Source organism: Pseudomonas sp. AC463, from assembly GCF_979253585.1.
The window spans coordinates 164270-177237 of the sequence record NZ_CEEDDZ010000002.1; the positions used below are offsets into that span (position 1 = coordinate 164270).

Sequence of the window (12968 nt, forward strand, 5' to 3'; positions counted from 1 at the left end):
AACGATTAACCCGGCGATTAGCTTAGGTGGCTACCGTTCGTCCGAGCGTGGTGGTCAAAAGCAATGAGCGTATCCGTCATTGAAACCGTGTCAATCGGGCCTAAGGTAAGAGCACACACGCACAGTGATTCGAGGATGTCATGACCCAAGCGTTGATCTTTGATGCGATACGCACGCCCCGGGGCAAAGGCAAGGCTGAGGGCGCCTTGCACAGCGTCAAACCGGTAAACCTGGTCGCCGGGTTGCTCACTGCGCTGGCCCGACGCAGTGATCTCGACACCCAGCAGGTGGATGACATCGTGCTCGGCTGCGTCACCCCCGTGGGCGACCAGGGCGCCGACATCGCCAAGACCGCCGCGTTGGTGGCAGACTGGTCCATCAGCGTCGCCGGCGTGCAGGTCAACCGCTTCTGCGCCTCGGGCCTGGAGGCCGTCAACCTGGGTGCGATGAAAGTGCGCTCCGGCTTTGAAGACCTGGTGGTGGTCGGCGGCGTGGAGTCCATGTCCCGCGTGCCCATGGGCAGCGATGGCGGCGCCTGGGTACTCGACCCGCAGACCAATATGCACAGCCACTTCACCCCTCAGGGGATCGGTGCCGACCTGATTGCCACCCTCGAAGGCTTCACCCGCGACGATGTCGACACCTTCGCCCTACACTCCCAGCAGAAAGCGGCCAGGGCCCGCGCAGACGGTTCCTTCAACAAGTCGCTGATTGCGGTGCAGGACCAGAACGGCATCGTGCTGCTCGACCATGACGAATTTATCCGCGGCGACTCAACCCTCGAAGGCCTCGGCAAGCTCAAGCCCAGCTTCGAAATGATGGGCCAGATGGGCTTCGACGCCACGGCGCTGCGGGTCTACAGCCACGTGGAGCGCATCAACCACGTACACACACCTGGCAACAGCTCCGGGATTGTCGATGGCGCAGCTTTGATGTTGGTCGGCTCCGAGGCCAAGGGCCGTGAACTGGGCTTGCAACCACGTGCGCGCATCGTGGCCACGGCGGTCACCAGCACCGACCCGACCATCATGCTCACCGGCCCGGCACCGGCCACGCGTAAAGCCCTGGCCAAGGCGGGATTGCGCGTGGAAGACATCGACCTGTTCGAGGTCAACGAAGCCTTTGCTTCGGTGGTGCTCAAGTTCATCAAGGACATGGGCATCGACGCCGCGCGGGTCAACGTCAACGGCGGCTCCATCGCCATGGGCCACCCGCTGGGCGCCACCGGCTGCGCGATCCTCGGCACCCTGCTCGACGAGCTGGAGGTGCGCCAACAGCGTTACGGCCTGGCCACCCTGTGTGTCGGCGGTGGCATGGGTATCGCCACCATTATCGAACGCCTCTGAGCCGAAGGAATCCGTCATGACCGCAGCCATTCGTTACGAAAAAGGCCAGGACCAGATTGTGGTGCTGACCCTCGACATGCCCGGCCAGAGCGCCAATACCATGAACGGCGTGTACCGCGAAGCCATGGCGGCCACCGTCGCACGCCTTGAAGCGGAAAAGGACGACATTGCCGGGGTGGTAATCACCTCGGCGAAGAAGACTTTTTTTGCCGGCGGCGATCTCAATGAGTTGATCAAGGTCGACAAGGATCACGCCAAGGACTTCTACGACAGCGTGTGTGTGCTGAAGGCGCAACTGCGTCGCCTGGAAACCCTGGGCAAACCGGTGGCTGCTGCAATCAACGGCGCAGCCCTCGGCGGTGGCTGGGAAATTTGCCTGGCGTGCCATTACCGCGTCGCGCTGGACGACAAGTCGGTGCAGTTGGGCCTGCCGGAAGTAACCCTGGGCCTGCTGCCGGGCGGCGGCGGGGTGGTACGCATGGTGCGCCTGCTGGGCCTGGAAAAGGCCTTGCCGTATTTGCTGGAGGGCAAAAAAGTGCGGCCGCAACAAGCGCTGCAGGCCGGCTTGATCAACGCGCTGGCGGCGGATCGCGCTGAGCTGTTGGCCAAGGCCCGCGCCTGGGTTCTCGCCAACCCAGAGGCTAAACAGCCTTGGGACAACAAGGCGTACCAGATCCCCGGCGGCACGCCGTCGAGCCCAAAAGTCGCACAGATGCTGGCGATTGCTCCTTCGATCTTGCGCAGCAAAACCCATGGCTGCTTCCCGGCCCCGGAGAAAATCCTCTGCGCCGCCGTGGAAGGCGCCCAAGTGGATTTCGACACCGCGCACCTGATCGAAACCCGCTACTTCACCGAGCTGGTCACCGGGCAGGTGGCGAAAAACATGATCGGCACCTTCTGGTTTCAGCTCAATGAAATCAACGCCGGCAGTTCGCGGCCACAGGGTTTTGCGCCTTATGTCACGCGTAAGGTTGGAGTGCTCGGCGCCGGGATGATGGGGGCGGGCATCGCCTATGTCAGCGCCTGCGCCGGCATCGAAGTGGTGCTCAAGGACATCACCCTGGAGGCCGCCGAGAAGGGCAAGGCGCACTCGGCTGCGTTGCTGGACAAGAAGGTCAGCCGTGGGCAATTGACCGCCGAGCAGCGTGAAAACACCCTCTCGCGGATTCATCCTACGGCTTCCGATGCCGATTTGGCCGGCTGCGACCTGGTCATCGAAGCGGTGTTCGAAGACCGTGAACTCAAGGCCAAGGTGTCGGCGGCCGCGCAACGCGTGGTCGGCGCCGACGCGGTGATCGCCTCCAACACCTCCACGTTGCCCATCAGCGGCCTGGCCACGGCCGTACCGGACCCTGGCAAGTTTATCGGCCTGCATTTTTTCAGCCCGGTGGACAAGATGCCCCTGGTGGAAATCATCAAGGGCGCCCACACCTCGGACGAAACCCTGGCCCGAGGTTTCGATTTCGTACTGCAAATCAAGAAAACCCCAATCGTGGTCAACGACAGTCGCGGCTTCTTCACTTCAAGGGTGTTTGGCACCTTCACCAACGAAGGCATCGCCATGCTCGGCGAAGGCATAGCCGCGCCGATGATCGAGACCGAAGCGCGCAAGGCGGGCATGCCGGTGGGGCCGTTGGCGGTGTCGGATGAAGTGTCCCTCAGCCTGATGAGCCATATCCGACAACAAACCGCCAAGGATCTGCAGGCCGAAGGTAAAGCGATGCCGGCTCACCCGGCGACACAGGTGATTGAGCTGTTGGTGAATGAATACAAACGCACGGGCAAGGCGGCGGGAGGCGGTTTCTACGATTACCCCGCTGGCGGGCAAAAGCACCTGTGGCCCGAGCTGAAAACCCGGTTTGAACAGCCAGGCAAACAGATCTCGCCACAGGATGTGCGTGATCGTTTGCTGTTTATCCAGGCCATCGAAACCGTACGTTGCGTGGAGGAGGGCGTGTTGATGTCCACGGCCGACGCCAACGTAGGGTCGATCTTCGGCATTGGCTTTGCTGCCTGGAGTGGTGGCGCGTTGCAGTTTATCAACCAGTACGGGCTCAACGACTTCATCGCCCGCGCCCGCTACCTGGCCGAGCAATACGGCGAGCGCTTCTCACCGCCCGCGCTGTTGTTGGAAAAAGCGGCGCAAGGTGAAGCCTTTCGGTGATCAAAATGTGCGAGGTAGCTTTGCTCCCTCCCACACACAGCAACCGGGGCTTGCCTTGGAGGGGTATTTCAAGGCAGGCTCTGGGGTGTGCATTATTCCCATCACCGTGTCAGGTATTTTTTATGTCGCTACGCGTCTGTATCCTGGAAACCGATATCCTGCGTCCAGGCTTGATCGATCAATACCAAGGGTACGGGCAGATGTTCAAGCGCCTGTTTTCCAAGCAGCCGATTGCCGCCGAGTTCGTCGTTTACAACGTGGTGCAGGGTGAATACCCGTCGGACGACGAGGTGTTTGATGCCTACCTGGTCACCGGCAGCAAGGCCGATTCCTTCGGTACCGACCCCTGGATCCAGACCCTCAAGACCTACCTGCTCGAACGCTATGAGCGCGGCGACAAATTGCTCGGCATCTGCTTCGGCCACCAGTTGCTGGCCTTGCTGCTCGGCGGCAAGACCGAGCGCGCGAGCAAAGGCTGGGGCATGGGCATCCATGACTACAAACTCGACGCCAAGGCGCCCTGGATGAGCCCCGAAGTACCTGAGCTGACGCTATTGATCAGCCATCAGGACCAGGTCACCACCTTGCCGGAAAACGCTACGGTCATCGCCTCCAGCGATTTTTGCCCGTTCGCCGCGTACCACATCGGCGACCAGGTGCTGTGCTTCCAGGGCCACCCGGAATTTATCCACGACTATTCCCGCGAGCTGCTGGAGATTCTTCAGACAACCCTGGGCGAAAAGGTCTACACCCACGGCGTGGCAAGCCTGGAGCGCGACCACCACGGCGCAACCGTGGCGGAATGGATGATGCGTTTTGTGGCCCACAAGCCCGAGGCCCGGATTTAAAGCCAGCCCGAGCGTTTGAAGCTGGCCCACAAGCCGGTGCAGCCGAACGCAATAAACCCGAGTACCGCAAAATAGCCGTAGTGCCATTGCAGCTCGGGCATGTTCTGGAAATTCATCCCATAAATCCCCGCCACCGCCGTGGGGAATGCCAGTATCGCCGCCCACGCGGCGAACTTGCGTTGCACCACGCTCTGGCGCGACGCCTCCAGCAACACACCGATCTCGATGGTCTGGCTGGCGATATCGCGCAGGGTGGTAAGGTCTTCCATCTGCCGCGTCACGTGAATCTGCACGTCACGGAAGTACGGGCGCATGTTCTTGTCGATAAACGGGAAGCTCAGCTTCTGCAATTCCTGGCTGATCTCCACCATCGGCGCCACATAACGCTTGAGCCGTAACACGTCGCGGCGCAGGCCGTGGATCTTCTGGATATCGCGCTCGCTCAAGGAACTGCACAGCACGTTATGCTCCAGCTCATCGATCTCGGCGTGGATGGCTTCGCTCACCGGCTGGTAGTTTTCGGTGACGAAATCCAGCAGCGCATAGAGTACGAAATCTTCCCCATGCTCCAACAACAACGGCCGCGCCTCACAGCGCTGGCGCACCAGGCCATAGGACGCCGAGTGGCCGTTGCGGGCGGTAATGATGTAGCCGTTGCCGGCAAAAATATGCGTTTCGATGAATTCCAGCTTGCCGTTATCACGCACCGGCGAGTAGGTGACGATAAACAGCGCATCGCCGAAGGTTTCCAGCTTTGGTCGGCTGTGTTTTTCCAGGGCATCTTCGATAGCCAGTTCATGCAGGTTGAACTGGCGTTGCAGGTTGGCCAGCTCCTGGGCGCTGGGTTCTTCCAGGCCGATCCACACAAAGTGGCCCGGTTTGGCGGCCCAGGCCGCGCCTTCATCGAGGGTGATATCAGTAACTTTCTTACCGTCGCTGTAAACGGCGGCCGCAACAACTCTACCCATGGTGCTGATCGCTTCTTGTTAGGAGGACAGATGTTGGGCAGCTTAGCTCGAATGGCGTTCCGTAGTAGCTGTTGTCGAAGCAAGCTTTATGTGGCGAGCGAGCTTGCTCTCGCCGGCGTTCGAAGCACGCCCAAAGGCCCCTAAGCCGATCGCAACTCCCGATCCATACCCGCAATACACGCATCCATCTGCGCCTGACAGTTCTGCATCAACCCCGGAATGTCATCCGAAGTCAGCCCAGCCGTAGGAATCGGCGGCAGCGAACGTATGAGCACATCACCCGCATCCCAGCGATTGAGCTGCATATGAGTAACGTAATTGCTCACACACACCGGCACGATCGGCACTCCCGCCGCAATCGCCATATGAAACGCGCCTTTCTTGAACGGCAGCAGCCCCTTGCCCAGGTTGCGTGTGCCTTCGGGGAACACCCAGATCGACGTGTCCTCATGCTGCAACGTGTGGGTGGTGGTGAGCATCGCGCGGCGTGCCTTGTGCGCATTGCCCCGGTCGATCAACACATTGCCCGCCAGCCAGAACAACTGGCCGAACAGCGGCACCCATTTCAGGCTTTTCTTGGCGATACACACCGTGCGATTGGGCACCACGTTGCCAAACACAAACAGGTCATAGTTGGACTGATGGTTGGCGATGATCACGCACGTACCGGGCTTGTTGCGCAGCGAATCCACATCGGTCTTCACCTTCAGCCGCAGAATCCACATGGCCGGCAGCGCATAGAGGCGCGCACACAGGCGGCTGTTGTCCGGGTTGAACGGCCGACAGATACCGATCAGCACGCCCAACACACCCGCAACCATAAAGTGCAGGCCCATCAACAACATACGCAACAGAAAAAGCATCGAAACAGCCTATCGGGGCAAAAGGTGGCGCAGTGTACGGTTGTGCACTGGCTTCGGCAATTACCCGTGCAGTGGTAGGAGATAGGCGATGTTTAAGTGCATGTTTCAACATCTTCTGGCACCAGCAGGCTAGAGCGTCTGAAGAAGATTCGGATTTGTAGGTAAGAAAAAGCCCGACTCAAGGTCGGGCTCTTGCACGGCGGCAGTAGGGCTTAGCTCAGGATGTGGCCCTGGTCCTGGATGATTGCATCGTCCAGGGCGTCCAGCAGTAACTTACGCACCTTCAACTTGGTGTGCTTGTGGGCGTTCATGTTGAGCTTCTTCAACTGGCGTGCGGCCTCCAGGGCGGCCGCGTGCAGTTCCTCCGGTGCCACCACCTTGTCGAGGAAGCCGGCACCCAAGGCACCCTGCGGGTCGAACATCTCGGCGTTGATCACCGAGCGATGAAACGCCGACTTGCGCAAGCGATCCCGCGCCAACTCGATACCGGCATGGTGCATGGTCATGCCAATCGCCACCTCATTCAGGCCAATGCTGAACGGGCCTTCCACGCCAATCCGATAATCCGCCGACAACAGCAGGAACGCGCCCTTGGCCACCGCATGCCCAGGGCACGCCACAATCACCGGGAACGGGTGCGACAACAGGCGACGTGCCAACGTCGAGCCCGACGTCACCAGCCCGATCGCCTCTTTAGGCCCGGCGGTCATCACCTTCAAATCATAACCACCCGACAGAATTCCCGGCGTCCCGGTGATGATCACCACCGCACGATCTTTCTCGGCCTGGTCCAGCGCTGTATTAAAGGCACTGACCACATCCGGAGAAATGGCATTCACCTTGCCGTTGCTCAAGGTCAGGGTCGCGATACCGTCTTCGAGGTGGTAGGCAATCAACTCACTCATGACGCGGTTCCTTGTAGGACTTGTTATAGAAGAATGCAGCAGACGTTACCCACCACGCCTGCCCTGGTAAAGCGCTGTGACTGACTACCCAGTCAGGCTTTTCCCACATTACCTAGGGTAGACGGCCCGAAGCAGGGCGCATCTGGCCCGCCGCAGACCTACTCTCGATGCCTGAGAATGGCAGAATCATCACCCCTTACCGGTCTGGTAACGGCATAACTGTCTAACCACATGAAAATTCTGAAAAAAACCTTTGCCATCAGAAAGGCTTTCGACTACATTAGCGCGCCTCGACAGACTGAACTGGTTTGACGAGATACGGTGAAGTGTCCGAGTGGCTTAAGGAGCACGCCTGGAAAGTGTGTATACAAGAAATTGTATCGAGAGTTCGAATCTCTCCTTCACCGCCAAATTCGATGTAAACAAAACCCCTGGTTTCGAGAGAAACCAGGGGTTTTGTGATTTCTGGGGTTTGAAAATTTAACCTTTATCAATTCACGCGCTTGGCATATCCATGCGTGTCCCTTCAATGCCTATGCCGATGATGCACATCCGGAAAATGCGCATGGCGATGCCTCATCACGCTATGCACATGCACATGGCTATGCGGTTCCGCCGGATCCCACTCAAAACCATGTTCATGCTGATGATGCTCATCATGCACATGCCGGTGCCCGTGTTCCGTGGCCTCATGCCGATGCTCATGCGCGTGCCGCTCGGTCAGGTGCAGCCACACACCCACGGCCATCAGTGCTGAAGCGATCCAGAACGCCACCGTCACCGACTCACCCAGTACCAGCACCGCAATCGCGGCTCCCAGAAACGGCGCGGTGGAGAAGTAGGCGCCGGTACGCGCACTGCCCAACCCGCGCAGCGCCAGCACAAACATGACCAGGCTGATGCCATACCCCAGAAACCCGACCAGCAGGATAGGCGCCAGCTGCTCAGCGCCTGGCATCTGCGCGCCGAGATACAGCGCAAGGCTGCAGTTCACCACCCCCGAAACCAACCCCTTGGCCCCTGCAATAAACAGCGCGTCAGACGCCGACACCTTGCGCGTCAGGTTGTTATCGATCCCCCAGCACAGGCACGCCACGGCAACCGCAAACGGGCCGGTCCAGTCATGGCTGCTTCCGCCACCCTCGGACGATGACAACACTAAACCACCCAGTACTATCGCGATCATCCCGAGGATTATGCGGCGGTCGGCGTTCTCCCTGAATACCACCCAGGCGATCACGGCGGTCAACACCGATTCAAGGTTGAGCATCAGGGAGGCGGTGGTGCCGGCGGTGCGGGTCAGGCCGAACATCAGGGCGACGGGGCCGAGGATGCCGCCGAAGGCGATGGCGCCGAGCAGCCAGGGCCATTCCGCTGGGGTGAGCCCGGCAGGTTTCCAGCCGCGATCGCGGATAAAACGTACGGCGGCGAGGCCGATGCCACTGCCGAGGTAGAGCAGGCCGGCGAGCAGCACGGGCGAGAGGCCCAGGCCGAGGTGTTTGGCGAGCGGGGTACTGGCGCCGAACAGGGCGGCGGCGGCGAGGGCGTAAACGATGCTGAGGTTCATGGGCCATCCTCGAAAGGTCGGCCCATGATACGTCGCGGGCTTTAGTTAAAGCCCGGCCGGTTTTACTGCGCGGTTTTCAGCTTGACCACATCACCGGAAATCTTGGTGGTGTAGCCGCTCAATACCCATGCCCAGAACCATTTTTCCTGGACTTCGGTATTGATCAGCGCGTCGCCGCCCTTGGCCTGGATGGCGGCGGTCTGGGCGCGGACGAAACGGCTGTTCTGGCCGATCGGGATGATGCCGAACAGCATGATGCCGGTGGCGGTGGCTTCGCTGTGACCCAGCACGGTGTATTGGCTGCTGTCGTATTGCGGGGATTTGATGGCGGTGCCGGTGCAGCCTGCAAGCGCGAAACCGAGTACTGCTGCTGCAACCACTTTACTGACGTACTTCACTGAGAAACTCCATGGGCTAAAGCCCGAGATTCAATTCTCGGGGGCCGCACTTTAATCGCTCCTGTAACAGATTGAAAACAATCTGGACGATGAGGCCGTTGATGGAGGTGGCGCTCAAGCAAATTTGCTAGAGATGCAACCACGCCAGACCACCCAAAACCATCGCCACACCGCCCGCCGTGTAAGACATGCGTTTGAGCCACTCCTTGCGCGTCAGCAAGGTGATCGCCGCCAATGAAATCGCGATCTGAATCGCGGTCATCGCCTGGGCCCAACGATGATGCTGGTGCAGCGCCTGTTCGGATTTTTCATCCCATTCCCGCGAGGTGGCTTCCAGTTTTTCCGCCTGTTTGCGCACGTCTTCCTTCTGGCTTTTGTAGCGCTCGATCTCTTCCTTGTAATGCGCGGCATCCACCCCTGGAATGTGAGTGGCCAGTTCGGCGAGGTTTTGCCGGCTGGACTTGGCCTGGTAGTAGTTCCACTGGTTGGCGGCTTCGGTCTTGATGATGGCGGCGTTGTTCTTGTCCATCGCCGCCTCGCTTTCGGTAGAGCCGGCCTGGTAGCTGAGCATGGCGCCGAGGGTGGCCATCAGGGCGGTCATCACCGCAATGCGGCTGGCGAAATTGTCCCCGCGGCCGTGGGCATGTTCGGTGGTGTGTTCGAGGTGTTTTTCGTGGGGGCTGGGGACTTCGAAGGCTTCGGACATGGGGGCGTCTACGAACGGAATGAGGGAGATTGATTCTTCATCTCTTCAGCTGTCTCAAGCCTGTACGTAACGCCGGTTCAGCCGCGCATACACCGCAATGTTGATCAACAGCACCACCGCCCCCAGCACCAGTTGGACACCTGGGGTCAGCCCGGCCGGATAGATCAGCGTGAGGATGTAGTGTTCGATAAACCCGCCGCCGTAGCCGTCCTGCCCGGCCAGGTGGCGAAACAGGTTTTCCCAGCGGGTCAGCGGGCAGGGCAGGTGGAACACTTCCACCGCCACACCCCAGGCCGCCGCCGGCAGGTGCAGCCAGATTACCGGTCGCCATTTCAGGGCCAGCAGCCCGCCGAACAATACGAACAGGATGAAACACAGGTGGAACAGCACCAGGCTGTCGGCTGCCAGACGATAGAGCATCGCACGCACTTCAAAAAGAGAGGCGCACAGTCTAAAGGGTTGCTCGCGGGTAAGCGTGGCCGTTATTGTGCTGAATCCTTTTAGTCCTTCCCCCAGGGTTTTGTAGCGATGAATGCTCCGCGTACCGCAGTCGGTCCGATCAAGGCCGTGATTTTTGATATGGACGGGTTATTGCTGGATACGGAAGGCATCTACACCGAAGTCACGCAGATCATCGCCGAACGCTACGGCCGTACCTACGATTGGGGGATCAAGCAGCACATCATCGGCCGTGGGGCTCAGGACCTGGCTGATTACGTGGTCAAGGCGCTGGACTTGCCGATCACCCCGGCGGAATTCCTGACCATTCGCGAACCCTTGATGAGCGAGCGTTTCCCCAAGGCCCTGGGCATGCCCGGCGCGGAGGCGCTGGTGCGGCACTTGAAGGCGCACAACATTCCGATTGCGGTGGGCACCAGTTCGTCGCGCAATTCGTTCGGTCACAAAACCACCTTGCACCGTGAGTGGTTTGGCCTGTTCGACACCATCGTCACCGCTGACGACCCCGAAGTCGGCGCCGCCAAACCCGCGCCGGACATCTTCCTCACCGCCGCACGCCGCATGGGGGTGGCCCCGGAAGATTGCCTGGTGTTCGAAGATTCGCCGTTCGGCGTCACCGCCGCCAAGGCCGCCCACATGACCGCCATCGCGGTACCCGACGAGGCCATGGCCGACAGCAAGTACCACCACGCCGACCAGATCATCCGCAAACTCGCGGACTTCGACCTGGCGGCCTACGGCCTGCCACCAATGTCCTGACCAACTCGGTCAAAATGTGGGAGGGGGCTTGCTCCCGATGGCGGTGGGTCAGTAACAGATGAGCTGACTGACCCACCGCCATCGGGAGCAAGCCCCTCCCACATTTGGTTTTGCAGCGTTCCAGCAATGTCAGGCGCTGAAACCACCATCAATGGTCAAGCTCGCCCCCGTGATGTAACCCGCCTCAGGCCCCGCCAGATACGCCACAAAGCTGGCAATCTCTTCCACATGCCCATAACGCCCCACCGCCATCAACCCGATCAGGCTTTCGGCAAAATCACTGTTCGCCGGGTTCATATCAGTGTCCACCGGCCCAGGCTGCACATTATTGATGGTGATGCCGCGCGGCCCCAGGTCCCGCGCCAGGCCCTTGGTCAAACCGACCAGCGCCGCCTTGCTCATGGCATACGGCCCGCCGCCACCAAACGGCATGCGCTCGGCATTGGTGCTGCCGATGTTGATCACGCGGCCACCTTCGCCCATTTGCCTGGCGGCCTCCTGAGTGGCGATAAACACGCTGCGCACGTTGATCGCCAGGGTCTGGTCGAAGTCTTCCAGCTTGAAGTCTTCCAGCGGCGCGATGGCCAGTACGCCGGCGTTGTTCACCAGGATATCCAGGCGGCCAAAGGCTTCGACGGTGGCGTTGACGGCGTTGCGGATCGCCGTGGCGTCGGCGCTGTCGGCGTGAATCGCCAGGGCTTTGCCGCCTGCGCTGATCACGCTGTTCTGCAATTCTTCAGCCTTGGCGGCCGAGCTGACGTAGGTAAAGGCTACGGCTGCACCCTGCGCCGCGAGGCGCTTGACGATGGCGGCGCCGATGCCGCGGGAGCCGCCTTGAATCAAGGCGACTTTGCCGATCAGGTTCTGTGTGGTCATGTCGATCTCCTGGCTGTTCAAGGCGCAATGCCTTGTTGTTGGAGCCGAGTATCGACCTCACCCATGCCTACCGGTAGACCGTGATTGCTATAGTCTGTGTATACCAAAAGTTTAGAGTGGGGCGATATGGAGAGCTTTGGAAGTATCGAATGCTTTGTGCGCAGCGCCGAAGGCGGCAGCTTTGCCGAGGCCGCACGGCACCTGAGCCTGACCCCGGCAGCCGTCGGCAAAAGCGTCGCCAAGCTGGAAGCGCGCCTGGGTGTGCGGTTGTTTCAGCGCAGCACCCGGCGCCTGACGCTGACCGAAGCCGGCAAGCTGTTCCTCGAAGAAGTCAGCGCCAGCCTCACCACCATCCAGAATGCCGTGGCCAACCTGGCCAGCGCCGAGGGGCGGCCGGTGGGCACACTCAAGGTCAGCATGGGCACGGTGTTCGGCAATCGTTATGTGGTGCCACTGCTCGGGGAGTTTATGCGGCGCTTTCCGGATATCAGCCCGGACTGGCATTTCGATAACCGCCAGGTCGATCTGATAGGTCAGGGTTTCGATGCCGCGATTGGCGGTGGTTTTGAACTGCCCCAAGGCGTGGTCGCGCGCAAGCTGACCCCCGCGCACCGTGTGCTGGTGGCCGCGCCGGGCTACCTGGCGCAACGCCCGCCGGTGTTGGTGCCCGAAGACTTGGCGCGCTGCAGCGGCATCCTGATCCGCTCGCCGCAGACCGGTCGCGTGCGCTCCTGGCAACTGACCAGCCGCGAGCGTGAGCACCGCCCGCTGGTGCTCAAGCCCGGCATGACCATGAGCGATTCCGAAGCCGCCTGCTGCGCCAGCGCCCAGGGCCTGGGGATCGCACTGGTCAGCATGCCGATGGCTGTACCGTTTTTGCGCAGTGGCGAGGTGGTGCGCGTGCTGCCGGACTGGTATGTGGATGACGGCAACATTTCCATCTACTACGCCGAACACAAACTGCTACCCGGCAAGACCCGGGCGTTTGTGGATTTCATCATCGAGCAGTTTTCCGAGACGGAGATGGGACGCCGTTTCAGCGCGATTTAAACCCAGGCAAAGTTCAAAATGTGGGAGGGGGCTTGCCCCCGATAGCGGCAGCAACAAAC

13 protein-coding genes and 1 tRNA gene are annotated in these 12968 nt (G+C 60.5%); 6 read left to right on the top strand and 8 right to left on the bottom strand.

The features are described 5' to 3' along the window. The first annotated feature begins 140 nt into the window (after nucleotides 1-140). The 3 genes from AC0IYH_RS02945 to AC0IYH_RS02955 all read left to right on the top strand — a co-directional run bounded on the left by AC0IYH_RS02945 (nucleotide 141) and on the right by AC0IYH_RS02955 (nucleotide 4358). Nucleotides 141-1346 (top strand): acetyl-CoA C-acetyltransferase, encoded by a 1206-nt coding sequence (locus tag AC0IYH_RS02945; protein ID WP_116625973.1) that lies wholly within the window; start codon nucleotides 141-143, stop codon nucleotides 1344-1346. Between the two features lie 16 nt (nucleotides 1347-1362). Then, nucleotides 1363-3510 carry a 3-hydroxyacyl-CoA dehydrogenase NAD-binding domain-containing protein gene (locus tag AC0IYH_RS02950; protein WP_471832921.1) on the top strand — a complete coding sequence of 716 codons (2148 nt, stop codon included), beginning with the start codon at nucleotides 1363-1365 and terminating at the stop codon, nucleotides 3508-3510. Between the two features lie 122 nt (nucleotides 3511-3632). Beyond that, complete coding sequence (locus AC0IYH_RS02955) at nucleotides 3633-4358, top strand: amidotransferase (RefSeq protein WP_116625975.1); 726 nt, start codon at nucleotides 3633-3635, stop codon at nucleotides 4356-4358. Here the strand turns inward: AC0IYH_RS02955 and AC0IYH_RS02960 are convergent. From AC0IYH_RS02960 to AC0IYH_RS02970, 3 genes are all read right to left on the bottom strand, one after another. Continuing rightward, nucleotides 4355-5326 (bottom strand): magnesium and cobalt transport protein CorA, encoded by a 972-nt coding sequence (locus AC0IYH_RS02960; protein ID WP_116625976.1) that lies wholly within the window; start codon nucleotides 5324-5326, stop codon nucleotides 4355-4357. The two genes, AC0IYH_RS02955 and AC0IYH_RS02960, sit on opposite strands and share 4 nt — an antisense overlap. Before the next feature lie 140 nt (nucleotides 5327-5466). Continuing rightward, nucleotides 5467-6189 (bottom strand): 1-acylglycerol-3-phosphate O-acyltransferase, encoded by a 723-nt coding sequence (locus tag AC0IYH_RS02965; RefSeq protein ID WP_471832922.1) that lies wholly within the window; start codon nucleotides 6187-6189, stop codon nucleotides 5467-5469. Nucleotides 6190-6401: 212 nt separating this feature from the next. Further along, a complete protein-coding gene (locus AC0IYH_RS02970) occupies nucleotides 6402-7094 on the bottom strand; it encodes a crotonase/enoyl-CoA hydratase family protein (protein ID WP_471832923.1) in 693 nt (230 codons plus the stop codon). Between the two features lie 320 nt (nucleotides 7095-7414). Here AC0IYH_RS02970 and AC0IYH_RS02975 point away from each other — a divergent pair. Then, nucleotides 7415-7504 (top strand) — tRNA-Ser (locus tag AC0IYH_RS02975). A 116-nt stretch (nucleotides 7505-7620) separates the two neighbouring features. Here AC0IYH_RS02975 and AC0IYH_RS02980 read toward each other — a convergent pair. The 4 genes from AC0IYH_RS02980 to AC0IYH_RS02995 form a co-directional block, all read right to left on the bottom strand. Further along, nucleotides 7621-8661 (bottom strand): DMT family transporter, encoded by a 1041-nt coding sequence (locus AC0IYH_RS02980; RefSeq protein ID WP_471832924.1) that lies wholly within the window; start codon nucleotides 8659-8661, stop codon nucleotides 7621-7623. Between the two features lie 62 nt (nucleotides 8662-8723). Continuing rightward, nucleotides 8724-9059, bottom strand: coding sequence for a hypothetical protein (locus AC0IYH_RS02985; RefSeq protein ID WP_116626022.1), 336 nt, complete (start codon nucleotides 9057-9059; stop codon nucleotides 8724-8726). Nucleotides 9060-9186: 127 nt separating this feature from the next. Next, nucleotides 9187-9765: a DUF4337 domain-containing protein gene (locus tag AC0IYH_RS02990; RefSeq protein WP_122674610.1), complete on the bottom strand. Its 579-nt coding sequence runs from the start codon at nucleotides 9763-9765 to the stop codon at nucleotides 9187-9189. A 54-nt stretch (nucleotides 9766-9819) separates the two neighbouring features. Continuing rightward, complete coding sequence (locus tag AC0IYH_RS02995; protein WP_471832925.1) at nucleotides 9820-10185, bottom strand: DUF2784 domain-containing protein; 366 nt, start codon at nucleotides 10183-10185, stop codon at nucleotides 9820-9822. A gap of 108 nt (nucleotides 10186-10293) precedes the next feature. Here AC0IYH_RS02995 and AC0IYH_RS03000 point away from each other — a divergent pair, with 108 nt between their 5' ends. Next, nucleotides 10294-10983 (top strand): HAD-IA family hydrolase, encoded by a 690-nt coding sequence (locus AC0IYH_RS03000; protein WP_471832926.1) that lies wholly within the window; start codon nucleotides 10294-10296, stop codon nucleotides 10981-10983. Nucleotides 10984-11112: 129 nt separating this feature from the next. Here AC0IYH_RS03000 and AC0IYH_RS03005 read toward each other — a convergent pair whose 3' ends face one another. Beyond that, nucleotides 11113-11859 carry a 3-oxoacyl-ACP reductase family protein gene (locus tag AC0IYH_RS03005; RefSeq protein ID WP_471832927.1) on the bottom strand — a complete coding sequence of 249 codons (747 nt, stop codon included), beginning with the start codon at nucleotides 11857-11859 and terminating at the stop codon, nucleotides 11113-11115. A 126-nt stretch (nucleotides 11860-11985) separates the two neighbouring features. On the opposite strand from AC0IYH_RS03005, the gene AC0IYH_RS03010 reads away from it, so the two are divergent. Beyond that, nucleotides 11986-12909 (top strand): LysR family transcriptional regulator, encoded by a 924-nt coding sequence (locus AC0IYH_RS03010; protein WP_116626026.1) that lies wholly within the window; start codon nucleotides 11986-11988, stop codon nucleotides 12907-12909. Nucleotides 12910-12968 lie beyond the last annotated feature (59 nt).